Genomic DNA, 26,433 nt, shown 5'->3' on the forward strand with positions numbered 1-26,433 from the left:
GACCCCGCCAGGATTCAAACCTGGAACCTTCACAGCCGTAATGTGATGCTCTATTCAGTTGAGCTACGGAGCCATTTTGCTCTCTAGGAAAAAGATTGTGACCCCGCCAGGATTCAAACCTGGAACCTTCACAGCCGTAATGTGATGCTCTATTCAGTTGAGCTACGGAGCCATTTGAGGTGCTTTTTCCTTTAAAGCGATGCAAAAGTAGAGAGATATTTTTTACAAACCAAATTATTGAGCGTATTATATTAATAATAAACGTCAATATTTTATTTTATCTGCTCGTTTCCATTGCTTTGTAGATCGCAGACTGAATATTCTCTCTAATATTTTCTTTGGCTAATTTGTTATTTCTTGCTGTAGGGTACACTCTGTTGGATAGAAAGACGTATACAATTTGATTATCGGGATCTACCCAAGCACATGTACCCGTAAAACCGGTATGTCCAAATGTAGCTTTTGGAGCTTCAGGTGCCGTATTGCCAGTGTCTCCTTTTTTAGGAGGCTTATCCCATCCCAAACCTCTTCTATTTTTGAAATGTAAGTAGGGCTGACGGTTGTACTTATTGAGAGTCGCTTGATCAAAGTATCTTCTTTCTCCATAAGAACCATTTTGAAGGTTCATTTGCATTAAAATAGCAAGGTCGTGAGCATTGGAGAAAACACCTGCATGTCCACCAACACCTCCCATCAAGTCTGCTGAAGGATCATGAACGTATCCTTTGATTAAAGACTGTCGGTAGTTGATGTCCATTTCAGTAGGCGGAATTCTAGATATATTCACTCTCTTTAAAGGCAAATAACCCAATGTTCTTGTTCCTAATGGATTGTAAAGACTATCCTGTACAAATTGATCCAAAGGCATACGCGTTTTGCTTTCTATGACTCTTTGCAGGAAATAATACCCCAAATCACTGTACCAGTACCTGTAGATTTCAGAAGTATATTTTCTTCTGGTAGAAATAGGAGATTCTAGCAACCATTTCCACATGGTATCTTTGATACTATCTGTCGCAAATAAATCAGGAGTGACTTGTACAGAGAATCCATCTTTTTTAATCTGACTCAAATAAGTAGGATTGTATTTCTTAGTTTCCTTATCATAAGCATGTCCCCAAAAGTAATAACCTCCTCTTAGCGGTGCAGTATGTGTAAGAAATTGAATCAATCGGATATTTCCTTTATTGGTAGAGTCTGTTTCAGGAAGATATTCTTTTAGTCTGCTGTTTACGTTGATGCTATCCTTATAATCAAGCATCATTAAAGCTTGGGTAGTAGAGGCCACTTTTGTAACCGAGGCAATATCATAAACGGTTTGATTAGTGACAGGAACCTCTTTTTCATAGGTGAAATAACCATATGATTTTTCGAAAACAATTTTTCCATTCTTTGCCACCACAACTTGACAACCTGGAGTGGCTTCCATAAAGATGGCCTGATTGGCAATACTGTCTATCAAATGACTTAAAACTTCACCGTCCAGACCTACTTGTTCCGGTTTTCCATAACCTAATCTTCCAAAGTTTTTGATTTTCTCTCCTGTATTGACCAAAAAGCGATCAGTAATACTTACAGGCAATTTTCCATTTGCTGCCAATGCCCCTGCAATCACTTGTGCATTTGCTTTTTGTGCGTAAGGAGTAGTGGAGTAGTTGAGGACTAAATTTTTTGTATTCGAAAGGTATTTTAAACCATTAGGCTGACCACTTAAAACTACAATCACATCGGTTTTCTGTTGTAATTGTTCAATAAGTTGTTCGGTAGCGTAACTTACCCCAAATCGGTGTTTAGAGTTTTCTTGGTGACATATAATATTGATGAGAACAATATCTTTTTTGGCACAGGTTTCTAAAAGTAAGTTGACTTGAGCTGTTGAAAAACTAGAATGTTCAATTTGATGATAATCATAATCAATAAACATCTTCATGGTATTGGCAAATACGTCTTCTGTTTTTCGAGTGCCGATACTGATCAGTTGATATTTCTTTGTATTAAGACTGGGTAGAGGTATAATGCTATCAAGGTTAGAAAGTACAGTGACAGATTTCTCATAGGTTTCTGAGCCAATCGCATCTAATTCATGAGGATTAGAATACTCAATAATGTGAGTATCTTTTTCTATTTTATACTTCTTGATTTTCTGAAAATGTTCATCAATAATTTCCATGGCTAAAGTACCCTGTCTTACAGCACTTTTAATGGCTTTAATGACTTCAAGGTGGTGATCAGAAAGTACCAAAGCATCATGTCCTCGTTTTAAAGCTTCAATAGCATTTCTTTGTGTGGTTTGTATACTTGCCCCTGCCGATAAATCACCCGTAAAGATCAATCCATCAAACGAAAGAGAATCTTTTACAAAATGAATAAAGGAAGTATTGAACAATGATACTTCAAACAACACTTCAGACGGCGTAATAATATTTAAGCTGTCTTTGAGCAGTTGTTTTAAGATTTGCTGTTCATTACTGTTGAGCGTTTCATGAAAATCTGAAGCGACAGGTAGAGTTGTGCCCGTCAATATTTCAGATTGATGAAGCCCTTTTAATGCTGCGTGATTTTTTTCAAGTACATTATTGGGGTCACTTCCAAAACCATAGAGTTTAGAACTATTGTGATGCTGTATGGATAATGTTTCAGCTAAGAAAAAATCGATATTTAATTTCTTGTTGATTTTGCCAATTTCATTGTAGGTATTGTATGTGAAAATATTGCTTCCAATAGCACTAAGATGAAATTTGTCTGGTAAGATTGTATAGTTGTTATCCAAGCAGTGTATGGCCTCTTGAGACCTTGTTCCTAAAAGTACAGGTACTTTGTTAGGAAGCTTGTTTAAGTTATTGAAATAGGTGTAAGTGTTTTTTGAGCAGTATTTGTCAAATACCACACCTCCTAATTTATTTTCCCTTCCTAATGCCTTAATCTCTTTGTCATTTTGTTGGGGCAGGGCAAAAATAAGTTGTCCGATTTTCTGTTCTAAGGTAAGTTGATTGAATAGGCTGTCCTTTTCCGCACCGAAAGAAATATTCGATAAAGAAAAATTGCACATCAAGATTAAGGTAGATAGAATATATATTTTGTTACTCTGAATCATTCGTACTGATAAGGTTACACAATAGTGTAAAAGAAGTCGTATATAAAAAACCAAAAAAACTACAAATCTGTTTGTTACAATAGTAGCATTTTAATTCCGTATCGAAATTTACATGATACATCTATAAAATTAAATGAATCTCTAATTCTTTGAAAAAAATAGTTGTATTTAATAAACAAAATCGCTCAAAACTAGTGTTAAGAAGATACTATTTAACTAAGTATCAATTTAAATCATAAAAATGTGTTAGATTTGCAATCAGAAATCAAAAATAATTTACAAGTGGAAAGTACAACAGTTAAATATAAGGTTAAAGATATTTCTTTAGCTGACTGGGGAAGAAAAGAAATTGAATTGGCAGAAGCAGAAATGCCAGGTTTAATGTCTTTAAGAGAAGAGTTTGGTCCTTCAAAACCATTGAAAGGAGCTAGAATTGCTGGATGTCTTCACATGACGATACAAACAGCTGTTCTAATTGAAACTCTTATTGAATTAGGTGCTGAGGTTACATGGTCATCATGTAACATTTTCTCAACTCAAGATCAAGCAGCAGCAGCAATCGCAGCAGCTGGTATTCCAGTTTATGCTTGGAAAGGTTTAACTGAGGAAGAGTTTGATTGGTGTATTGAGCAAACTTTACACGCTTTCGAAGACGGTAAGCCTCTAAACATGATCTTGGATGATGGTGGAGACCTTACAAATATGGTTTTCGATCGTTACCCTGAATTAGTAAGTGGTATCAAAGGTCTTTCGGAAGAAACGACTACAGGTGTATTAAGATTACACGACCGTGAGAAAAATGGTACTTTACCAATCCCTGCGATCAACATTAATGACTCAGTAACAAAGTCTAAGTTTGATAACAAATACGGATGTAAAGAATCTTTAGTAGACGGTATCCGTCGTGCTACTGACGTAATGATTGCTGGTAAAGTAGCAGTTGTTGCTGGTTACGGTGATGTAGGTAAAGGTTCTGCTGCTTCATTAAGAGGTGCAGGTGCTCGTGTTATCGTTACTGAAATCGATCCAATCTGTGCTTTACAAGCGGCAATGGACGGTTTTGAAGTGAAGAAAATGGATGACGCTATCTTAGAAGGTGATATCGTTGTTACTACAACTGGTAACAAAGACATCGTAGTAGGTCGTCACTTCGAGAAAGTAAAAGATAAAGCTATCGTTTGTAACATCGGTCACTTCGACAACGAAATCGATATGGCTTGGTTAAACGAGACGTATGGTGATACTAAAGTGAACATCAAACCTCAAGTAGACAAGTACACTGTTGCTTCAGGAAACGATGTGATCATTTTAGCGGAAGGTAGATTAGTAAACTTAGGTTGTGCAACAGGCCACCCTTCGTTTGTAATGTCTAACTCATTCACTAACCAAACTTTAGCTCAACTAGAGTTATGGCAAAATACTGATCAGTACGAAAATAAAGTTTACATGTTACCTAAGCACTTAGATGAGAAAGTAGCAAGACTTCATTTAGCGAAGATCGGTGTTGAATTAGAGACACTTTCAGAAGATCAAGCAAGTTATATCGGTGTAAAAGTAGAAGGTCCTTACAAAGTGGAGCATTACCGTTACTAAGATTTAATCAGACTTTATCTGAATAAAATATTAAGCTAGTCCATTCATTTGGGCTAGCTTTTTTTATTGAACAGGAACCTCTTCCAAAAGTAATGGAAGAGGTTCTTTTTTATAAAAATTCTATTTCTTGATATCCAACATGCTGTAATTTTTCATACCGCTTTTTGCTGTCATGAATCACATTTACAGGAAATGAGAAATCCTCCAAATTGATCTTATGTTTTTCGATAGACCCTTTGCATAAAGTAAGCTGTACCTGATCAGAGTTGATGTCTTCTAGCAGTTTCATGGTATCTGCGTCATCAAATAGAGACTTTACAGCTTCACCGCAGATGATTAATTCTGCTTGATGGAGGTTGATCTCTTTATTGTCACTCAATGAATCAGCCATTGTTAAGGCTTCTTCTAAGTATTCGGGGTTGTTGACTTTCATCACATAGTTTTCCTGACCATATTTTCCATATAATAGGGTGATGAGCATGAAAATAGAAGCTAGAACGACAACTGTTATATGCCTTTCCATTTTTTAGTGTTAATTAATAAAGATTGGTGTGTTAGAGGTTGGTTACGTAATGTGTTGAAGCCGAGTTGGGTAATGGTCTTCTTTTTAAGATTTATTTGTTGAAGTAGCAGGGCTGTTATTTTTATTTAGCAATAAAAAAGTCCTACTCTTGGGAGGAGTAGGACTATATATTTTCGATTTGGGGCTTACAATAAACCTAGTTTACGGGGTAAATACAACGGTATTCACCTTCGACTTAAGATTTGTGCTGGGATTACTCAGCAGCTTCTTCAGTTGACTCTTCTGAAGCGTCCTCTGCAGGAGCCTCTTCAGCAGCTTCTTCAGCTTTTTTTGCAGCTTCAGCAGCGGCAGCAGCAGCAAGAGCTTCAGCTTCAGCCTTTTTCTCAGCTTCTTCAGCAGCCTTACGAGCAGCAATACCTGCTTCTAATTCAGCTTTAACAGCAGCTTCAGCAGCAGCTTTCTTAGCTTCTAAATCAGCAGCATAAGCAGAAGATCTTTCTGACATCCAAGCGTCAAATAATTGATCTGCCTCTTCTTGTGTTTTTGCACCTTTGATAACACCAACTTGAAGGTGTTTCTTGTACATCGCACCAGCTTTAGAAAGAACCATACGAGCTGTATCAGTTGGTTGAGCACCATCTAATAACCACTTAGCTGCAGCTGCAGGATCGATATCGATAGTTGCAGGATCAGTGTTAGGGTTAAAAGTACCTAATTTCTCGATGAAACGACCGTCACGTGGAGCTCTAGCGTCTGCTACTACTACGTTGTAAATAGGTCTTCTCTTACGGCCACGACGTGCCAAACGGATTTTTACTGCCATTTTTTTAAGCAATTTGTGTGTTGGAAAGGAGCTCGTCCTTTATGACACAGTTAAACATTGAGGAAACACGTTCCCCTTAAAGCGGTGCAAATATAATATAACTTGCTGAATTCTACCACCTAAAAAAGAAAATAAACAATAATAAACCTTTATCAACCGTGAAAAACTATTATTGAACTATTGCTTTTTAGGTAATTCATTGATAATATCTTTAATATGTTTCTTTTTCAGATAATCAGAAGAAGTGACCATTCCAGGAACAAGATGTCTAAAAACTACTTTTCCAGTTTGCCCATTTGTAATAGTGATACACTTTTCTTTCGATAAGTAATTCGTAAATGTGATATAATACATTGGTTTGTTGTCAAGAATTGCAGCTTCTAATTCTTTCTTACTTACAATATCATAATCATATCTATAATCTTCAAAAAGGTCTTTGATATGTTCTTCGCCTGATATTCCTTTTTTATTGGCTCCTAAATAATCATGTACATATAAAGTGTGATCTATCAGCTGTACCATTTCTTTCGATACTATTGATATTTCAGGTATTCTTGATCTTGTAAATAATTGATAGTTCTCTAAATCCTTATTCAGTTTCTGTATATAATTTTTAAAGTGACCTAATGAAAAATTGACCATAATATCCTTTTGATACAGAGTGGATATTAGGTCTCTATCAAAATAATTTACATCACCCTCTATACTCATAAAGATTTTAACCCATGGGGTATGATATGAATTATAAGCATCATTTATTCTTTCATTTTTTTTTGATGTCTTATAATTTTTGCTTCTTATCTTTTTAAGTACCCCTTTTAATCTTGGATCAAAAGTTCTTAACATCAATTCCGGATATACCCCCACTACTTGTTGTGCTCTCGTCGTTTGATCTACTCTTGTTATAGTTTCTAGAACCAAATCAAAAACGACATATTCATCTGAAATATATTGTTCACAATTGTAGGATTCTGCAGGAATAACTTTGAACTTATTAAAAGTCCAATATTCTTTTAGAATATCATGATAATGTTGAGGTTCAATATAGTTCGGCATTACAAAAATTGTAGTTCTACTCTTAAGATCTTCAATCTTCTGTTGATATTCCTTATGTGTTTTTTTTGTATCTGGAGCCTTTTGTGTGGGTATGTATTGTGCTTTTAATGTGCTACAATAGCATATCAAACCTATCAATAATAAGTAATTTTTCATTATTTAATGAAGTTGATGTTGGCAGTAAATTTCACCTCAAATACTGAAGGTGAAAATTTTGTAATGTTCGTTGTATTATTGAACTCTTCAATTTCTGTGAACTCTTTAGAAGGCAAGAAGTGGTAGTTTGCAGCTATCTGAAAAAACGAAAAATTCATACCTACCTCTGGTGAAAAACCGATCATGGATTTATAGTCGGTATATTCGATGTTGTACATTCCAATACCTAGCCCCACATGAGGTCTTATTTTGTCTGTACCCAAAAAATATTTTCCTTTTAAAGATGTTTGCGTAAGTGGGTAGTCTAAATTCATACCAGCCAAAGTTTGGTACTCAATACCTACAGACCATCTATTGGTTATGTTGTAGTAAAGGTTAATAAAACTCGATATAGATCTTGAAGATTCGTCTCCTTCATAGGTTTTACCACGACCAAAACCAATACCAAGCCCGATAGTTAACTTTTTAGAACTCGGCATATTTTTTTCATTGAAAAATTCCTTCTTACCATCTTCATACTTGATGAGGTAAATTTTTTTCTTCTCGATTGTGAAACTTGGCCCTTTTTGATTATCAAATTCTTTGTATTCTACTTCTTTTTTAGAGACCGTGATGATTTTGGCTTCAATTTCATCTCCATCGTGTAGTACTAAAACATCTTGTGCGTGAACAGTCTGTACAGTAAAGACCAATAATAATAATGGCACATACAGGAATAAAAATTTCATCTTATACTTAAATTTAAATAATAAAAAAATAGCTTAGTACCTACGCTATTATTCAATAGACTGCTAGAAAAAATAGAATGCATTTAAATCATACAATAGTAGTGCTCTAGAAAATAATAAGAAGTCACGTAAAAGTAATAAGCTCAAAAAATCACTCAATAATACAATTTATATTGGTCTAAATCAATGTCATCAAATGTAATTTATCTTGATTTTTTTTACTTATATTAATAGTAATAGTTGTATCTCATTACTAATTTTGTAGAAAAAAATATAAACATGAGTCTCACCATAATTCTTATCATATTAAATGTTGGTATCAGTTACTATGCTTGGCAAAAACCTGATGTGTTGAATAAAATGATGATGCAGCCGTATATGGTGCAAAAACAAAATCAATGGTACCGTTTTGTTTCTTCTGCATTTGTACATGGAAGTTGGATGCATCTCTTTTTCAATATGTTTACGCTCTACTTTTTTGGTAGAAGTATAGATGCTTGGTTTCACTATTTATTAGGTGACGCAACGTTAGCTACTATTGCCTATTTCGGGTTATTTATATTGGGAGCAGTTGTTGCCGATATACCAACTTATATTAAGAATAGAAATAATTATAATTACAGGTCACTAGGAGCATCTGGTGGTGTATCAGCGATCATTTTTGCGAGTATTATGTATTCTCCAATGAATGATATTTGTTTATATGGTGTATTATGTTTTCCAGGATTTATCTGGGGGGCTATTTATTTGATTTATACACAATATCAAACCAATAATATAGATAGTAATATCAATCATTCAGCCCACTTGTATGGTGCATTGTTTGGTATTGTATATGCCATTGCAATTGAGCCTTCTTCAGTACCTAACTTTATCAGTCAAATTGCTTCATGGAGTTTTTAGAAAAAATCCGTCTTTCTGTCAAACACACAATCACCCATCGAATATTAGTACCTCTACGCACCCTATTGAGGCAAGGATTGACACCTTCAAAGTTAGCTTGGAGTTTTGCCGTGGGATTATTGATTGGTTCATCACCTTTATTGGGTTTTTGTACATGGATTTGTCTGATTGCTGCTTCCGTTTTTCGCTTAAATCAGTTGGCAATACAAATCGCTAACTATGTCGTTTATCCCTTACAGGTGATTTTAATTGTACCTTATATAGAATTAGGATCTTCTTGGTTTGGGAAAAAAGCGGAAGGGGTCACCTTTGAAAAATTACAAGCAAGTATAGAAGCAGGCTTGATAGAAGGGTTAAAAGAAATAGGTGTTTTGATGCTTCAAGGTGGAGCTGCTTGGCTAGTTGTAGCGGTGATTTTAGTATATCCCATACAATTCGTTTTAGAAAAAATATTTAGTAAGATGTTGACAAGAATGCAACATCTTGAAAAGGCAGAACAATAACAATGGACTTTTCAACGCAGCTTATCAATTGGTATGAGCAAAACAAAAGAGATCTCCCTTGGAGGCATACCAATGATCCTTATAAGATTTGGCTTTCAGAAATAATTTTACAACAAACTAGAGTTCAGCAAGGGTTACCCTACTATGAGAAGTTTCTTGAAAACTTTCCAACGGTACAAGCTTTTGCAGAAGCTGATATTGATAAGATTCTTCATTTGTGGCAGGGCTTAGGCTATTATTCTAGAGCTAGGAATATGCACAAGGCGGCCAATGAAGTTATGGAGCAATGGGGTGGAGAATTTCCAAACAATTATAAGGACTTATTGACACTGAAAGGCGTTGGCAAATATACTGCAGCTGCAATAGCTTCCTTTGCTTTTAAAGAAAAAGTAGCTACTGTAGATGGTAACGTTTACAGAGTGTTATCAAGAGTATTCGGCATCAATGAAGATATTGCTTCAGGAAAAGGGCAGAAAGTTTTTTCTGAAGTAGCCAATGATTTGATTTCAGAAACCACACCAGATATTTTCAATCAGGCTTTAATGGAAATGGGGGCAATTCAATGCGTCCCTAAAAGCCCAAAATGTGAACCCTGCCCATTTGTACAACAATGTTTGGCAAGGGAAAATGATAGCATTGGGAGCCTTCCTGTAAAACTCAAAAAAGTAAAGGTAACAGATCATTATTACCAATACCTTGTTGTGGAGCACAAAGGGAAGTTTGTCATGAAAAAAAGAGAAGGAAAAGGGATCTGGAATGGCCTTTATGACTTTCCATTAATCCATAATTCGGAACAAGTAAATGCTTTGGATAAAGAACAATTACGAGAGCAGACGTCTTTAGTGTTTTCATTTCCAATTCATTATCAAAAGTCTGAATCGCATAAACATATTCTTTCTCACCAGAGATTATATATCGATTTTTATCATATCATTTTAGAAGATGAAATTGAGCTGTCAAATGGTCAGTTTGATTATAAATGGTACGATATTGATACCATAAAAGCCATCGGAAAACCGATTATCATAGAGAATTATTTGTCGAAATATATTTATTAAGTATTTTGTTGTTTAGAAGAAAATCTTCACATTTTACATCATTATACTTAATGATTCATATTTTATTATTATCGAAATTTAAAAACAAAAATGGCCGGAGTAAATAAAGTCATATTAGTAGGTAACTTAGGTAGAGACCCAGAAGTAAGACACCTTGAAGGAGGTGTTAGCGTTGCTACATTCTCTCTTGCAACAACTGAAAACTATACAGATAGAGACGGGAACAGACAAAGCCAAACAGAGTGGCATAATGTTGTAATGTGGAGAGGTTTGGCTACTATCGCTGAAAGATATTTAAAGAAAGGTAGTAAAGTTTATCTTGAGGGTAAATTGACTACTCGTAGTTATGAAAAAGACGGTATCACTCGCTATGCTACAGAAGTTGTAGCTAGAGATATGGTAATGCTTGATAATAGACCAGAAGGACAAGAAGGCGGAGGTTATGTTCCTCCAACTGCTGCAGACGCACCATCCGCTGCTGCTACAGCTACTCCATCTGCTCCAAGTTCAAATGTTGCTGCGACACCGACTCCTGATTTAAGTTCAACGGAAGGTAGCAACGACGACCTACCTTTCTAATAGATTTTTGATTTTAAGAAATATACATGGAAGGTGATCCTTTAATACCACTATTAGGGTTTATGCTCAGTGAAATACCATTGGGACCAACGCTAATAGTGGTGCTTTTACTCATTACTTCTGGCTTGATATCAGGTTCAGAAGTCGCATTTTTCTCCTTAACTGCTGATCAAGTTAAAGCGTGTCGTGAAGGCGATGACAATATTGGCAAGAGTGTTTTTGCTCTTTTACAAAAGCCGCAAGAGCTTTTAGCCACCATTCTGATCTGTAATAATTTTGTAAATGTTGCCGTGGTCATGATCTCCACTTTTATTGCATGGCAAATTGCAGATCAAGTTAATGTTCCAAGAGATGGCATAGAAATTTTTGTTTCTCTGACATTTGTAGTGACAGCATTAGTAGTCTTCATTGGTGAAATCGTACCAAAAATTTATGCCACAAACAACAGCCTACTTTTCGCCAAAAAGATGGTGGTCTTTTGGGTCGTAGCGATTAAAATATTCAAGCCTTTTGCCTTTATGCTAACAAGTATGGGTAATTACATGGAGAAGGCTTTAGCTAAAAGAAACTATAACCTAGAAGTCTCTGTTCAGGAAATTGACCAAGCAGTAAACCTCGCTACCGATCAATCAGATGATAAAGCAACGGAAATGTTGAAAGGTATCATACGTTTTGGTTCAAAAACAGTAAAGCAGATCATGGTTTCAAGAACGGACATGAATGCTTTGGACAAGTCGATCAATTTCCATGAATTAATGGATAATATCAACAAGTCACGCTTTTCAAGATTACCTGTTTATATAGATACTATTGATTCCCTTTTTGGAGTATTATACATCAAAGACCTTCTTCCTTATTTAGATAAAAATGAACATTTTGAATGGCAGCGTATTGTACGTAAAGACATTTACTATGTGCCTGAATCAAAGAAAATTGATGAACTTCTTCGAGATTTTCAGGAAAGAAGAGTACACATGGCCATTATTGTGGATGAATATGGAGGAACAACAGGCTTGGTGACTTTAGAAGATATTATTGAGGAAATAGTAGGAGAGATCAATGATGAGTTTGACGCAGATTTGCTTGAAAACTTCCAGAGTGAGGATGCATCATTTATCTTTGATGGAAAAACTTCTTTGATCGATTTTGAAAGGATGGTACTTCTTGATCCAGATTATTTTGATAAAGTAAAAGGTGAGTCGGAATCTTTGGGGGGGTTGATGCTGGAATTGTTACAGGAAATGCCATCAACTGGCAAAGAAGTAGAATACAAAGGCATCACATTTACGATTAAAGCAGTGGACAAGAAAAGAATAAAGACGGTCCATGTGCGATTCCACGATGAAGAACACATTAAAAGACTTCAAGAGGAGTTTAATGAGGAAGATAATTAACAAACCTACTTTTTAACACTGTTATGAGATCATTTTTTAAACTAGTAATAGTACCGCTTCTATTAAGCATATTAGCTTACAGTTGTGGTTCCACAGCAGAAGAGGCTTACTTCCCTAAGCCAAGAGGTTTTCATAGAATTGAGTTACCGGATCAGGAATATAATATTGATGAGTTCAGTAAAGATGAATTAAAAGATTATCCTTATTTATTTGAGGTAGCTTCTAATGCGATCATTAAACCGGACGAGTCCTTTATGTCTGAACCGTATTGGATTGAAGTACAGTACCCGTCATTAGATGCAATAGTAGATATTTCGTATAAAAAGTTACCTAATTATGACTCTTTAGTAGGTTATATTAATACCTCAAACACATTGACATTTAAACACAATGTTAGAGCGTCTGCAATTGATGAATACACAACTACAACTGAAAAAGGATACTCAGCAGTGATGTATGAGATAGAAGGTGATGTTCCAAGTCAATTCCAATTTTTTGTAACGGATTCTACACAGCACTTTTTTAGAGCTGCTTTGTATTTTCCAACTTCAACTCAAAATGATTCATTAGCCCCTGTTATTGAATACATCAAAAAGGACATGTTGCATATGATGAATACTTTGGAGTGGCAGAAATAGTGCACTGCTTCTCTTAGCTGAAATTATATTTGTGTTGGATTAAAAAACAAGCGACTTGAATGGTTTTCTGAAGGTATTTCAGACATCCATCACTTTTTACGATATAGTTAAAAATATCCTGATTTTGGAGTTCAGCAATGACCTCCACATCTTCTTGTGCTGAGATAACAATGACCTTTACTTTTTTATCAATCTTTTTAAGTTGAAAAATTAATTCTTGACCATGAAAATCAGGAAGCATTAAGTCAGCGACTACCACATCAGAAGGAGATTCAGAAAATTTGTGTAATAAGTCAGTTCCGTTTTTAAAAAAAGTAACCTCAACATTTTTGATTTGTTGTAAGGCAAGTCTCATTAACATGGTTTCAGTGGGGTTATCTTCTACGAAGTATACTTTAAATAGGTTTTCTTCCATGACGATACTGTTTAGTACAATATAAATTCAGTACTCTTTATTGTTTTTTAATTGGGTTAACACTCAAAATTTGAGAGAAGTAAAGTAACTTTAAGTACTACTACTTAAGTTACAAAAATTAGTCAGACAATAATTATAACAGTATGTGATATTTGTGTATTCTTTCTACGATTCTTTTTTATCAGAATAGAATACAACTTTTATTTGTAATAAGTACTCAATCATATAAATACATAGAACATAAAAGAAGATGAAAAAATATAGCATTATAGTAGCAGGAGGCAAAGGTACTCGAATGCAAAGTAGTACTCCAAAGCAGTTTATTGAAATAAACGGTCTACCTATATTAATGCATACCATCAATAAATTTAAAGAAGCTGACCATTCCATTAAGATTATAGTAGCGTTACCCAAAAATGAAATTCCTGCATGGGAAACTTTAGTAGAACAACATGCTTTTACAACTCAGCACCAAGTAGTGACTGGAGGTGACTCAAGGTTTCAGTCTGTTGATAACGCATTACAATATATCCCAAATCAAGATGATTGTTTAATTGCAGTGCATGATGGTGTAAGACCACTTGTAGATGTCAGTGTGATTAATCAGAGTTATGTTGATGCTGAACAATACGGATCTGCTATTCCAACTGTAGCCATTAAAGAATCTATCCGTAGAGTGACAGAAGAGGGGAATGAAATGGGGAACCGTGATGAGTATAAATTGGTACAGACACCACAAACATTTAGAGGAGATATTATCTTCCCTGCATTTGAAAATGGATATGTTCCTTCGTTTACAGATGATGCAAGCGTAGCAGAGTTTTCAGGTAATGCTATGCATTTGTTTGAAGGGAATTATGAAAATATTAAGATTACAACACCAGAAGATTTAAAAATAGGAGAGGCATTAATCCAATAAGTTTGTCTCAATTATAGAATCTGTTGAAAACAATAAAGCTGACTTTGTTATTACAAGGTCAGCTTTATTTTTAATAATATCTCTAAGCTAAGAAGCTTTTAACAAGGTATTAGTTATTAATATTCGTCTTCGTTAAAGAAGAAGTCATCCTTTGTAGGGTAATCAGGCCAAATTTCTTCAATACTTTCGTAAGGTTCTCCATCGTCTTCAAGTTCTTGAAGGTTTTCAATTACTTCAACAGGAGCTCCAGTACGATCAGAATAATCAATTAGCTCATCTTTTGTTGCCGGCCATGGCGCATCTTCTAAATAAGAAGCCAATTCTAAAGTCCAATACATATGAATATATTTTATTTTAAAGTCTTACATTGATAATGCATCAAACCCCAAATCTAACAGCAAGTGTTCTGACTTCAAGGTTAATATTAATTCTTGCGAAAATACATTTTTTTTTCAATTTGTCAATTTCACAATAGAATTTATATCACTAATTACTTAAATCAAATAAAAAGGTTACATTTTAAGATATAAAAGTGCAAAATCATTTAATTGACATACACAATTCTTGATTTGTAAACCCCATTGAGATCACATCCTTTTACATCAAGCGGAATAAAGCCAGAACCTACTTTTCTGAAGTGTTTCTTTCTCCATGAACCGTCAGATTTTTGTAAGTACATGGTTACTTCTACTTTTTCTCCTTTAGGAGTAAACACTTCGCCTTGCTTGAAGTAAGTGCCTACAATACCCTCCTCACATTCTTTCAGAGGAAATTTTTCGGTTACACGAAACTTTGGACTTTTGCCTTGGCTTTCGTGTTTTTCTTTGACTTGTGATACACTAGGCATTCTTTTACCAGAGTTATAAGCATAATCTGCCAAAGCATAATAGTTACCAGTGTAATTACAAGAGGACAAGTCTAATTTCACTACTCCTCCACCTTTTCTTTTGAATTCTTGTTTTGTCCAAGATCCATCGTAATTCTGTAAGTAAATATATACATCAATATATTCTTCAGAATTAGCAGATCTTACTATCCCTTCTATAAGATGTAATCCACCTAGAGGACATGACTTAGGGACTCCTTGTTTGATTACTGTAAAAGTAGGACGACCATTTTGATCTTCTGAAAAGAAATCTTCCAAAGAACTAAATAGAATGAAAGAGAAAATGGAAAGAGTATATAATATAGTCTGCATGGTGATAAATCAACAAGTTTTATGCAAAGTGTTTCGAAGGATCTACTTACGTATTTATTAAAGAATTTAGATTTAAGCGAACAACAAAAAGTAAGTAGAGTTATTAACGTACTAATATAAAAAAAGTATATTTAAAACTACTCAAAAACTGTACACAGTTAATGTTTTGTCACATTAAATTTGCCGTTTTGAAAGGATTTTAAAGATTTCAACTTTATTTCTTCTAACACAAAATTCACCTAAATAGTTTGTTCTAAGAAAAATACAAAAAAATCAAACTTACTGCAAATCAAATAAATAGCAGATAAATGTAAATAAATGTAAATTTAAATGTTAATAAACTTGAATATTATAATCAAATAGGCTTAAATTTACATCATACAAAGCATTGAAAATACTCATTGCTACTTTAACTCGTTACTTTCTATATGACATTTTTTGTGTAGATAATTAAATATTTACACGTTGTTTGTTCACCCTAATCGCTATTTACTCATCGCTACTTTTTTACTATGAAAAAATAACTTGCTACTATCTATAAGGCACTTTTTAAGGTGCCTTTTTTATTTTAATATAGTGAAAACAACCCTTCTATTTTCTTGTCTACCTTCCTTGGTTGTGTTTGAATCAATAGGTCTTTCTTCTCCAAAACCATAGGCGTCTAGCCTAGATTCATGAATTCCTTTTTCAACGAGATATTGCTTCACGGCGTTTGCTCTTGCCTTTGACAGTTCTATGTTATACTCTTTTGTATCCACATTATCAGTATGACCTTCTATAACTAAAATCCAAAGATCATTTCTATTCATCATCACTGCTAATCGGTCAAGATCGAAGAAAGATTCGCTTCTGATACTGGATGAATTAGTATCAAAGTTGAGGCTTGTCATAATGAAAGAAGCATCCTCAGAGTCATCTTTTAGATCCACCGTTTCCATGGGTTGTAGTAATAAGTTATGGTCAGGATCGTCTGTCAGAGTTACACTACTACCAATATAGTTTTCATCATCTACATAAATAAGGTATTCTTTATCTTGAGGAACGGCAATTTGGAATTCACCATTGTCTGCTGTTTTTCTTTTAAAGATTTCTTCACCTTCAGCAGAAACAATTTTGATGGACAGGTTAGGTATCCCTTCACCATCTGGGTCGACTACTTTACCATGTGCAAAAAGCATGGGGATAGGTCTTACTGCTTCAGGAATTTCTAGCTCATAAATATCATCCCTGCCATAATTCTCTTTTGCTTTAGAAGATACAACAAGTGCTTTGTTACCGACAGAGGTAAGATAAAAAGCATCATCATCTACACCATTGACTGAAATACCAAGGTTTACAGGTTCACTCCACTTATCCCAACGTTCAGGATCTAATCTTTTTGACATAAAAATATCATAACCACCTAGCCCTGGGTGTCCATCTGAACAAAAGTATAATGTTTCTTTATCGGGATGTAGGTAAGGGTTTTTCTCTGCAAAAGGAGTGTTGATCGTTTCCCCAAGATTGATCGGTTCTCCCCATGATCCGTCTTCTTTTTTGACAGATACGTAAATATCAGTATTGAATTCTCCTGAACCATGGAAATATAATCCATCATCAGGATAGTTGGGATTGTATCCTCCAATTCCTCCAGGTCGATCAGAGGTAAAAAAAGCAAGATCACCATCCAATGATAGGCTTAAACCTGCTTCATAATAAGGCGTATTGATGGGATACTTAAATACATTGACAGCACTCCATTTTCCATCTTTCATTTTTTTAGAATAATAGAAGTCTCCTTTTCCAAGACGACTTTCAGTATTCCGGACATAAGAAAAACGTTTTATTTTGCTGTAATTACCATATAATAATAATGTTCGTCCATCTCCACTGACCCCAAGTGGTACTTCATGTGATTCAGTGTTGACCTCAAAAACTTCTTCCGCAAAACCCCATTGCCCCGTTATATGATCTTTTTTAGAAACATAAACATCTTCGCCTGATTTGGCAGTCTTGCGTGCAAAATATAAATATTCCTCATCAAGGGTGATTACAGGTTGATATTCTCTTGCTACCGTGTTTACATTATTACCTAAGTTAACAAGATAACGAGGAGTTTCTTCTCTCGTAAACAGCTCAAGTATTCTATCAAAATAGTCTTGTTGTTCAGGAAAAAGAGGTTTGTATTTCTTGTAAATATTTTGAACCTCTTCAAAATCATGTGCTTTAAATGATGGTTCAGTCATTTTTTTGACGGCAATTAAAGCAACATCCATTGGAGCCATGTGATGAATAAATCGATCATAAAGACCTTCATTCTCTACCTGACAACCACCATCATGAATATTAAGCTGGCATAAAACCTCTATGATGCTTAGTTTCTCACTTTCTGCAAAGGATTTTAATTTTTTGTATCCCTCTGCTTTATACATATTTTCTTTTGTGAAACCATATTCCTTACCATAATAGGTGGGGATGATGTTTTTGAGTTCATCTTTTGAATAGAGTTCTATGATTTCGTGACAATACCTTTCAAACATATGTCCTGACTTATCACCGTATTGCCTTAATGTAGTATTCGTGAGGTATTCTTTTAATACACCTTTTCTTAGTTCATTTACTTTTTGCAGATAAGGAGACTTAGGGTAATCTTCAATATAGTTGCCACATTGCGTGATAAAAATTTCTCTCAATGCCATCAATGTATCACCTTCCATGATTCGATTATACACTTCCGTTCTATACAATTGATTCGTAGGTCTACGATAAGGAGCTTGATTTAGGTAAGCAAAAGCTTCAGATTGAATTCTTGACGTTAAAAAACCGGTGACTTCATCACTTGTGACTGACAAGGATTGTCTAATTCTTTTTTTCTCCTCTTCTGTAAGTTTCTTATAATTTTCAGATGCTATTAATGACCATTCGTAGGCCTCTTTAAAATCTTTGAAATAGCCGTCCATATTTACAAATCGGATATTTACTCGATTTCTTTTTTCATCGGCTTCTACTTTTTCAAATAATTGATTCGCTAAGGCAAATTGAGATAATACAGCATTAGAGTCTTTTTCTAGAGATAATCTGAGGTCTACGATTGCCCCTTCAATATTTCCTTCCAATATTTTTTGCAGTGCATTTTCCTCATGAATGTTCTGTGCTTTTATGACATTACAAAGCAAAGGAAATAGTAATAAGGTCAGTAGTATTCTCTTAAGCATCTAAAAATATAGTTTTTTTAGGTTTAGTATTCATCAAAATCGTACCGTATCGATACCGCACTTTTTAATTTGCTTATTTTCAAGATAAAAAAAATCATTAAATTCAATTTAATAGTACCAATATATGTTTTTTTTTAATTTTTTTAAGTAAATTTACGACAATAGATTATAAGTGTACAATTTACAGTATACTTATATTTTCAATCTAGTTATTCATTTTTCAATTGTTATAACTATCGTCATTTTTTAAAATCAGTCAGCTACTAACAAATTAGAATAGAGTATTATGAGAACATTAACGTTACTAGCAGTTGTAGGGGTAATTATACCCTCACTGTTATCTTTATTTCAAAATGATGAGAGACTATCCTTTTTAGAAAGAATTATCAATTCATTGGCTAGAATGGTTAAGCTCTGTTTAGTTCTTGGCTTTGTATTTGGTGCAATTGGCCTAGGAACAGCTATCACTTACTATGTGGCACCTATGTTAGGTTTTACTGTAGAACCTGACTTAATTGAATTATCAGAAACTTCATTGAAGTACTATGGTATTGTAGGTGTTTTAATGCCAATTTTAGGCATATTGGTTGGATCGTTTCTCGCGAAGCGTCAGTCAATCTAGTGATTACACTTAAAAAAAAATTGAAGTCCTTTATCTTTAAAAAGATGAAGGGCTTTTTTTGTGACTGGTATTTTATCTTTTACCCTTACTGTAACAGAGCATAGAGTATTTGGTGTGTATTCATAAATTTTATTTTTTGATGTTCAGATCTTATTTTATTTGAATAGATGCTTAAATTCACTTTTTGATTAAGAACATTTACTTTTTTGACGCTATGGCCTTAAATTATATATGGATTTTTTTCATACTTGGAGCATTTATCGTAGCTCTTTGTAAGTGGATATTTTTTGGAGATGCGAGTACTTTTGCACTAATCATTGACAGTACATTCAGCATGTCAAAAACAGCTTTTGACATTTCTATTGGGTTAACAGGAACTTTAGCATTATGGATGGGATTGATGAGCGTAGGTGAAAAAGGAGGTGCTGTTCAAGTGATGACAAAGCTAGTAGGGCCTTTTTTTTCTAGAATTTTTCCGGATGTACCTAAAAATCATCCCGCAATATCATCTATGATGATGAATTTTTCAGCGAATATGCTTGGGTTGGACAATGCAGCAACACCGCTAGGGTTGAAAGCTATGAAGGAATTGCAGGAAATCAATAAAGAAAAAGATACGGCCTCTAATCCAATGATTATGTTTTTGGTGCTAAATACATCAGGGTTGACTTTAATACCCATTACAGTGATGATGTATAGAGCAGAATTGGGTGCTGGGAATCCAACGGATGTTTTTATTCCTATTTTATTGGCAACCAGTATTTCTTCACTTGGAGGATTATTAATAGTGTCTATTTATCAGAAAATCAATTTATTAGATAAAGTGATATTGGCTTATGTAGGCGGATTAGTTTTGCTTATTATTGGGACGATTACACTTTTTTATAATTTATCACCAGAGGATGCAAATACAGTTTCATCAATTGCAGGTAACTTAATTTTATTGAGTATCATCTGCTCATTTGTAGGTTTGGCAGCCTATAGGAAAATCAATGCTTATGATGCCTTTATTGAAGGAGCAAAAGAAGGATTTAAAACAGCTGTAACTATCATTCCCTATTTAGTTGCCATTTTGGTAGCCATTGGAATGTTTAGGGCTTCTGGAGCACTAGAATACATTATAGGAGGTATCAAATGGACAATTCAAGATGGAATTGGAATTGATGCAGCCTTTGTCGATGCTCTTCCTGTAGCGTTTATGAAACCATTGAGTGGAAGTGGGGCAAGAGGTGTGATGTTAGATATTATGAATGCAGAAGGAGCAGATTCTTTTGCAGGAAAACTATCTTCTATGATGCAAGGAGCTACAGATACCACATTTTATATTATTGCAGTTTATTTCGGTTCAGTGAATATCCGAAAAACTAGATATGCCATTACATGTGGTTTATTTGCAGATTTTATGGGAGTAATTGCCGCAATTTTCCTTGCTTACCTCTTTTTCTAAATAATACATGCTTAAGTTATAGTACTTAGACTCGAATTTAAGTTACTGATAACTTTACACACACATTTAAAATCACTACATTTATCCTCAATAACCTCCTGTTCTTCATATAGAATCATGAAGAACAGGATTTTTTAGCACTTATCTACAAAATGTACTAAGGCAACTAAATACCAATTCATTGTCATAGTACAACTATACTAAGCTCTACTCCATTGAAATTAACAAAAAGCTACCCATTGATTTGGTTCTTTCAGCTAGTGCCTCTTATTGCACTTTGTCAAATTAATGAAAATAACCACGATGAAAAGAGAACATATTTTACACGTTCTCTAGAAAAAACGACAATTACCATAGATGGTAAGTTTGATGACCCTGCATGGAAAAATGTTGAATGGCAGGGAGATTTTACACAACGAGATCCTATTGATGGAGCACCTCCTTCACAAGAAACGGCTTTCAAAGTGATGTATGATGCCAAATACATCTATTTTGCGATCAAAGCTTTTGATACTTCACCAGACAGTATTGTAAGAAGAATGTCAAGGAGAGATGGCTTTGAAGGTGATTTTGTGGAAGTTAACATTGATTCTTATCATGATTTAACCAATGCATTTTCATTTACAGTCAGTGTTTCAGGGGTGATAGGAGATGAAGCAATTTCGAATAACGGAAGGAATTGGGACTCTAACTGGGATGCAATTTGGTGGGCAAAAACCTCCATTGATAAAGAGGGGTGGAATGCAGAAGTTAGAATTCCTTTATCACAACTTCGTTTTACAAATTCTGAAAACCTGACGTGGGGATTACAGGTAACTCGCCGTTTATTTAGAAATAATGAGCGCTCTTATTGGCAGTATATTCCAAAGGATTCACCAGGCTGGGTGCATTTATTTGGAGAACTGAAAGGTCTGAAAGGAATAAAACCTCAAAAGCAATTAGAGATTGCTCCATTTGTATTAGCTCGAAACGATAGAGGAAAAAAAGAAGAAGGAAATCCTTACAAAACAGGATCAGAATACTCTGCAAATGCGGGTGTGGATGGGAAAATTGGTATTACCAGTGATATTACATTAGATTTTACCATTAATCCAGACTTTGGACAGGTGGAAGCAGATCCATCACAGTTGAATTTATCGACCTTTGAAATTTTTCTCAGAGAGAGAAGACCCTTTTTTATTGAAGGTAGAAATACACTTTCATTTCCAGGAACAAGATCTTTTGCGGGAGGTAACTTTGCACGAGACAACCTTGTTTATACAAGACGTATAGGCAGATCTCCAAGCCATGAGCCAGACGTTGAGGACGGGCAATTTGTAGATCAGCCGAAGGTAGTACCAATCTTAGGAGCATTTAAATTGACAGGAAAAAATAAAAATGGTTTTGCTTTTGGTGTGATGAATAATATCACGATGGCTACTGATGCAGAAATTGATACGCAAGGTCAAAAATCAGAAGAAACAGTTGAACCCTTTACAAATTATTTTGTAGCCAGAGCTACTCAAGATATTAATCAGGGAAATTCTGTTGTTGGAATGGCTTTTACGGCAACTAACAGAAGTATTGATTCAGATAATTTGAGATTTCTACATACAGATGCCTATTCTGGTGGAATAGATTTTCTTCATCAATGGAAAGATAGATCTTATTATATACAAGGCAATTTTATGGTAAGCCATGTGGAAGGAGACCCGGAAGCCATTACCAATACACAAGAATCTGGGCGACACTTCTTCCAACGTCCTGATGCAAACTATGTGAATGTGGATACCACTGCCACCTCACTGACAGGGACGGGAGGTTATTTGAAATTTGGTAGAAATGGAGGTAGTCCATGGCGATATGAGGTAGGAGGTACTTGGCGATCACCAAAGTTTGAGATCAATGACATCGGCTTTATGAATGCAGCTGATTTAATGAATCAATGGAGTATGGTCGGTTATCAAACATTACAGCCAGTCTCTATTTTTAGAAGAATCAATGCTAACCTGAGGCAGTATGCATATTTTGATTACGGTGGAGAGAATACCTATTTAGGTTTACATGGAAATGTAAATCTTGAATTTAAAAATTTCTGGGAGTTTTCAACAGGAGGTTCTTTACAGAGAAAACGTTTAAGTAATTTCATGTTAAGAGGTGGTCCTGCTTTTTTAAGACCAGATAGGAATCAGTTTTGGTACAATGTAGAGAGTGATGAAAGGAAAAAATTAGCTTTTGAATTTGGGAATGAGTTTGCTTTCACACAAGACAATGCAGGAATGAACTTTGATGCTTGGGTGGGGATAAATTATAGACCTATTAATGCTTTAGAGTTAGGGATTTTTCCATTTTTCTCATACAATCAAGATCATATTCAATACGTAACCACCGAAACAAATACAGCAGGTGACAACTACATTTTGGGAAGAATAGAGCAACATACCACAGGAGTGACTATCAGAGGTAATTTGATCTTGAGACCAAACTTATCTTTGCAGTATTATGCTCAGCCATTTGCATCAAGAGGCGATTACTTTGATTTTAAAAGGGTAGAAGATCCTAAGGCTGGAAAATATGAGAATAGAATTCATACGTTCTCTAATGATGAAATCAGTTATAATTCGGAGAATGAAGAGTATACTGTTTTTGATCAAAATGGAAACTATACATTTGATCAACCTGACTTTGACTTTATAGATTTCAATTCCAATTTGGTGTTGAGGTGGGAGTATAAGCCAGGGTGTACTTTCTTCTTGGTTTGGTCACAAGGTCGGGGAGATTTAGCAGAGCCATTTAGGGAGTTCTCTTTTTCAGAGATTGTTGATGGGATATTTGGTTCTCCTTCGGAAAACGTGTTTATCGCAAAGGTGACCTATAGGTTTAGGAAGTAATCAAATTTGATTTTCTTTCATGAGTAGACAAAGGTCTTCATCTATTAATAAATGTCCTTTGTCTAATTTATGAAACCTTACATTATTAAGTAATTCAGAGAACTGTATTGCACCTTCCATTAATATTACTTCATCTCTTTTTCCAAAGTACATATCAACGGGAATTTTATGTTCGTTGATTTGTTGAGCAATAAGTTTTAAGTCAGGACTCATAAACCTTGAAGAAGTGGCAACTCCAAAGAAACGTCTCCTTTGTTCCTTTGTTTGGAAGTGATTCATAAAGAAGTCATACAGAAATTTGGATAAATAACCTCTTCGATGCACCCAACCTACAAGTTTAAACATTGTATTAGGGAATCGGAGTAAAACCATAGTAAGTTCCAAGTACCACCTTGGAAGTTTAGAAACATCATACAGTATATGAGTTTTTAAACCATCAGATGCACATAGTATCAACTTTTCAACCTTGTTGCTATAATATTTTTGAAGACAATACATTGTGATTTTACCACCCATGCTATATCCTAATATTGAAAAAGTATCTTTTTTGAATTTATGAAGAATAGCATCAATAACCTCTTTTATGTTTCGTGAAGAAAAATAGGAAGGTTCCCATTCTGTTTGACCATGATAAGGAAGGGAAAAGGCTACCATAGTATAGTTTTTTTCCCAAGCGGGTGCTATTGCTCTAAAAAGGTTTACACTATCCCCAAAGCCATGAATGCAGATGAGAAGGTTATTTCCTTCACCAAATTGGAGGCATTCGATTTTGCCTTTTTCTAAATCTAAAAAAAAGTGTTTAGGTGTGTTGGATGAGATGGTCATTGGTAAGTGATTATTTATTCATTTACTAGATACAAAAAAAAATAGGCAAAAAAAAGAGGTACAGTATACTGTACCTCTCTTTGTATCTTTAAACAGTCGATGATTACTCGTCTCCTGCAGCGTCCAATGCTGAACGTAATGTTCTTGGAATAGCAATTGAAGCAACAGTTACAGAATCATTGTAAAGGATCTCATAGTTCTCTGGAGTAATTGATCCGATACGAACTGATTTACCAAGCTCTAAACCTTCGATAGAAACTTCTACAGTCTCAGGCATGTTAGCTGGAAGAGCTTTAACTTTGATTTTTCTAAGTTTAGCTACAAGCTTACCACCTGTTTGAAGACCTGGAGAGTTACCTACGAATGAAACTGGAACATCCATTTTGATAGCTTTGTCATCGCTTAACTCTAAGAAGTCAACGTGAAGAAGCACCTCAGAAACTGGGTGTAATTGGAAATCTTGAACGATAGCAGTTTTCTCTACGCCTTCGATGTTGATTTTTACGAAACAAACCTCTGGAGTATAGATAATGTCTCTGAACAAGATCATTGGTACTGCAAAGTGAATTGGTTGCTCACCACCATAAATTACACATGGTGCTAAACCTTCTTTTCTTAAATCTTTGGCAGCTTTCTTACCAACAGTCTCACGGTTGTAACCGATGATTTCTACAGTTTTCATCTGATTTTTTTAATATAAAGTAAAACATGTTATAAACGCTTTGGTACTTGATCGTTCTTTACTCGAAAGGTGGACCCCATCCCAAAACATGCTTAACGATTTCTATTACTAGAAATAGGCTCGCAAAGGTAATAATTTTCGTATTAAAAACGAAAGAATTATTCAACCTTATTAAACAAAAAAGGCTATCTACCAACAAGTTATGATGGTAGATAGCCTAATCTTATAAAAAAAGCTCTAGGTTCCTAGATGAACAAAGAGCTAATTGATTCGTGATCTTGGATCTTTCTGATTGCTTTTGCGAAAAGCTCAGCCACAGAAAGTACGGTGATTTTCTCTCTGCTTTCTACAGGAAGAGTATCAGTAACAACCAATTCTTCAAGAACTGAAGCTGCTACACGGTCGTAAGCTGGTCCAGAAAGAACACCGTGTGTACAGATGGCTCTTACTGATTTTGCTCCTTTCTCCATGATGATCTCAGCGGCATTACATAAAGTACCTGCTGTATCTGCTAAGTCATCAATAAGAATTACATTTTTGTCTTTTACATCACCAATAACTTGCATTGATGCTACTTCATTTGCTCTTTCACGGTGCTTGTCACACATCACGATATCAGCTTTGAAGTGTTTTGCATAAGATCTTGCTCTCTTAGCACCTCCCACATCTGGAGAAGCGAAAGTCAAGTTATCTAATCCTAAGCTCTCAATGTAAGGAACAAAGATAGGTGAGCTTTGTAGATGGACTACAGGGATGTCGAAGAATCCTTGAATTTGGTCAGCATGTAACTCACAAGTTACTACACGAGTAGCACCTGAGGCAGTTAACAAGTTGGCGATTAGTTTCGCACCAATACCTACTCTTGGCTTGTCTTTTCTATCCTGACGTGCATATCCGAAGTACGGAAGAAGAACAGTAACCGTTTGTGCGGAAGCTCTTTTTGCAGCATCAATCAGTAAAAGAAGTTCGAGTAAGTTATCTGCTGGAGGACAAGTGGATTGAATGATAAAAACATCACAACCTCTTATTGATTCATTGAAGTGTGTAGAAATTTCTCCATCACTAAAACGTTGAAGAACTACATCTCCTAAAGATTTACCATAAGAGTGTGCTATTTTGCTCGCGAGATATTCTGTTCCCGAAGCTGAAAAGATTTTAACTGAAGACATCAGTATATTTTTTTTGGTACGCTATCTATAATTCAAGACGAAAG

The 26,433-nt window shown here is 35.0% G+C and carries 23 protein-coding genes and 2 tRNA genes; 11 read left to right on the forward strand and 14 right to left on the reverse strand.

What is annotated here, in order from left to right; translation table 11 throughout:
* The 3 genes from IC221_RS25490 to IC221_RS25500 all read right to left on the reverse strand — a co-directional run bounded on the left by IC221_RS25490 (nucleotide 1) and on the right by IC221_RS25500 (nucleotide 3,049).
* Nucleotides 1–73: transfer RNA gene (locus tag IC221_RS25490), tRNA-Arg, on the reverse strand.
* A gap of 25 nt (nucleotides 74–98) precedes the next feature.
* A tRNA-Arg gene (locus tag IC221_RS25495) sits at nucleotides 99–172 on the reverse strand.
* A gap of 105 nt (nucleotides 173–277) precedes the next feature.
* The gene (locus tag IC221_RS25500) at nucleotides 278–3,049 is read right to left on the reverse strand and encodes a serine hydrolase (protein ID WP_188171658.1); all 2,772 of its coding nucleotides are present in this window, start codon (nucleotides 3,047–3,049) and stop codon (nucleotides 278–280) included.
* 327 nt (nucleotides 3,050–3,376) lie between these two features.
* Between IC221_RS25500 and ahcY the strand changes: the two genes are divergently transcribed.
* Entirely contained in the window at nucleotides 3,377–4,687 is a 1,311-nt protein-coding gene (gene ahcY, locus IC221_RS25505; protein WP_188171685.1) for an adenosylhomocysteinase, read from the forward strand.
* A gap of 109 nt (nucleotides 4,688–4,796) precedes the next feature.
* Here ahcY and IC221_RS25510 read toward each other — a convergent pair whose 3' ends face one another.
* The 4 genes from IC221_RS25510 to IC221_RS25525 form a co-directional block, all read right to left on the reverse strand.
* Nucleotides 4,797–5,210 (reverse strand): hypothetical protein, encoded by a 414-nt coding sequence (locus IC221_RS25510; RefSeq protein WP_188171659.1) that lies wholly within the window; start codon nucleotides 5,208–5,210, stop codon nucleotides 4,797–4,799.
* A gap of 253 nt (nucleotides 5,211–5,463) precedes the next feature.
* Nucleotides 5,464–6,033, reverse strand: a complete 570-nt coding sequence (locus tag IC221_RS25515; protein WP_044211613.1) for a 30S ribosomal protein S16 — start codon at nucleotides 6,031–6,033, stop codon at nucleotides 5,464–5,466.
* A 177-nt stretch (nucleotides 6,034–6,210) separates the two neighbouring features.
* Nucleotides 6,211–7,245 (reverse strand): hypothetical protein, encoded by a 1,035-nt coding sequence (locus IC221_RS25520; RefSeq protein WP_188171660.1) that lies wholly within the window; start codon nucleotides 7,243–7,245, stop codon nucleotides 6,211–6,213.
* Complete coding sequence (locus IC221_RS25525) at nucleotides 7,245–7,973, reverse strand: hypothetical protein (RefSeq protein ID WP_188171661.1); 729 nt, start codon at nucleotides 7,971–7,973, stop codon at nucleotides 7,245–7,247. Before IC221_RS25525 ends, IC221_RS25520 begins: the two co-directional genes overlap by 1 nt.
* 279 nt (nucleotides 7,974–8,252) lie before the next feature.
* On the opposite strand from IC221_RS25525, the gene IC221_RS25530 reads away from it, so the two are divergent.
* The 6 genes from IC221_RS25530 (at nucleotide 8,253) to gldD (ending at nucleotide 13,048) form a co-directional block, all read left to right on the forward strand.
* On the forward strand, nucleotides 8,253–8,876 hold the full coding sequence (locus IC221_RS25530; RefSeq protein WP_223241492.1) for a rhomboid family intramembrane serine protease: 624 nt from the start codon (nucleotides 8,253–8,255) through the stop codon (nucleotides 8,874–8,876).
* Nucleotides 8,864–9,379 (forward strand): DUF2062 domain-containing protein, encoded by a 516-nt coding sequence (locus IC221_RS25535; protein WP_188171662.1) that lies wholly within the window; start codon nucleotides 8,864–8,866, stop codon nucleotides 9,377–9,379. The genes IC221_RS25530 and IC221_RS25535 overlap by 13 nt, the downstream gene beginning before the upstream one ends.
* Before the next feature lie 2 nt (nucleotides 9,380–9,381).
* On the forward strand, nucleotides 9,382–10,437 hold the full coding sequence (gene mutY, locus IC221_RS25540) for an A/G-specific adenine glycosylase (protein ID WP_188171663.1): 1,056 nt from the start codon (nucleotides 9,382–9,384) through the stop codon (nucleotides 10,435–10,437).
* Nucleotides 10,438–10,527: 90 nt separating this feature from the next.
* Complete coding sequence (locus tag IC221_RS25545) at nucleotides 10,528–11,016, forward strand: single-stranded DNA-binding protein (protein WP_188171664.1); 489 nt, start codon at nucleotides 10,528–10,530, stop codon at nucleotides 11,014–11,016.
* Between the two features lie 26 nt (nucleotides 11,017–11,042).
* On the forward strand, nucleotides 11,043–12,410 hold the full coding sequence (gene gldE / locus IC221_RS25550) for a gliding motility-associated protein GldE (protein ID WP_188171665.1): 1,368 nt from the start codon (nucleotides 11,043–11,045) through the stop codon (nucleotides 12,408–12,410).
* A 23-nt stretch (nucleotides 12,411–12,433) separates the two neighbouring features.
* On the forward strand, nucleotides 12,434–13,048 hold the full coding sequence (gene gldD / locus IC221_RS25555) for a gliding motility lipoprotein GldD (RefSeq protein WP_188171666.1): 615 nt from the start codon (nucleotides 12,434–12,436) through the stop codon (nucleotides 13,046–13,048).
* Nucleotides 13,049–13,061: 13 nt separating this feature from the next.
* On the opposite strand, the gene IC221_RS25560 is transcribed toward gldD, so the two are convergent.
* Complete coding sequence (locus IC221_RS25560; protein ID WP_188171667.1) at nucleotides 13,062–13,463, reverse strand: response regulator; 402 nt, start codon at nucleotides 13,461–13,463, stop codon at nucleotides 13,062–13,064.
* A gap of 250 nt (nucleotides 13,464–13,713) precedes the next feature.
* Here IC221_RS25560 and IC221_RS25565 point away from each other — a divergent pair, with 250 nt between their 5' ends.
* Complete coding sequence (locus tag IC221_RS25565) at nucleotides 13,714–14,382, forward strand: 2-C-methyl-D-erythritol 4-phosphate cytidylyltransferase (RefSeq protein WP_188171668.1); 669 nt, start codon at nucleotides 13,714–13,716, stop codon at nucleotides 14,380–14,382.
* A 116-nt stretch (nucleotides 14,383–14,498) separates the two neighbouring features.
* Here the strand turns inward: IC221_RS25565 and IC221_RS25570 are convergent, their stop codons facing one another.
* From IC221_RS25570 to IC221_RS25580, 3 genes are all read right to left on the reverse strand, one after another.
* A complete protein-coding gene (locus tag IC221_RS25570; RefSeq protein ID WP_044211605.1) occupies nucleotides 14,499–14,720 on the reverse strand; it encodes a DUF2795 domain-containing protein in 222 nt (73 codons plus the stop codon).
* Between the two features lie 206 nt (nucleotides 14,721–14,926).
* Entirely contained in the window at nucleotides 14,927–15,580 is a 654-nt protein-coding gene (locus IC221_RS25575; protein WP_188171669.1) for a hypothetical protein, read from the reverse strand.
* 563 nt (nucleotides 15,581–16,143) lie between these two features.
* Complete coding sequence (locus IC221_RS25580) at nucleotides 16,144–18,774, reverse strand: OmpA family protein (protein WP_188171670.1); 2,631 nt, start codon at nucleotides 18,772–18,774, stop codon at nucleotides 16,144–16,146.
* A 286-nt stretch (nucleotides 18,775–19,060) separates the two neighbouring features.
* Between IC221_RS25580 and IC221_RS25585 the strand changes: the two genes are divergently transcribed.
* From IC221_RS25585 to IC221_RS25595, 3 genes are all read left to right on the forward strand, one after another.
* Nucleotides 19,061–19,396, forward strand: coding sequence for a hypothetical protein (locus tag IC221_RS25585; protein WP_188171671.1), 336 nt, complete (start codon nucleotides 19,061–19,063; stop codon nucleotides 19,394–19,396).
* Between the two features lie 214 nt (nucleotides 19,397–19,610).
* Nucleotides 19,611–20,843, forward strand: a complete 1,233-nt coding sequence (locus tag IC221_RS25590) for a nucleoside recognition domain-containing protein (protein WP_188171672.1) — start codon at nucleotides 19,611–19,613, stop codon at nucleotides 20,841–20,843.
* A gap of 215 nt (nucleotides 20,844–21,058) precedes the next feature.
* Nucleotides 21,059–23,713, forward strand: a complete 2,655-nt coding sequence (locus IC221_RS25595) for a DUF5916 domain-containing protein (RefSeq protein ID WP_188171673.1) — start codon at nucleotides 21,059–21,061, stop codon at nucleotides 23,711–23,713.
* Here the strand turns inward: IC221_RS25595 and IC221_RS25600 are convergent, their stop codons facing one another.
* The 3 genes from IC221_RS25600 to IC221_RS25610 all read right to left on the reverse strand — a co-directional run bounded on the left by IC221_RS25600 (nucleotide 23,714) and on the right by IC221_RS25610 (nucleotide 26,389).
* Complete coding sequence (locus IC221_RS25600) at nucleotides 23,714–24,538, reverse strand: alpha/beta hydrolase (protein ID WP_188171674.1); 825 nt, start codon at nucleotides 24,536–24,538, stop codon at nucleotides 23,714–23,716.
* Nucleotides 24,539–24,641: 103 nt separating this feature from the next.
* Entirely contained in the window at nucleotides 24,642–25,220 is a 579-nt protein-coding gene (locus IC221_RS25605; protein ID WP_188171675.1) for a 50S ribosomal protein L25/general stress protein Ctc, read from the reverse strand.
* 245 nt (nucleotides 25,221–25,465) lie between these two features.
* Entirely contained in the window at nucleotides 25,466–26,389 is a 924-nt protein-coding gene (locus IC221_RS25610; protein WP_188171676.1) for a ribose-phosphate pyrophosphokinase, read from the reverse strand.
* Nucleotides 26,390–26,433 lie beyond the last annotated feature (44 nt).

It is taken from the genome of Flammeovirga sp. EKP202, from assembly GCF_014534745.1.
Classification (GTDB): Bacteria; Bacteroidota; Bacteroidia; order Cytophagales; family Flammeovirgaceae; genus Flammeovirga.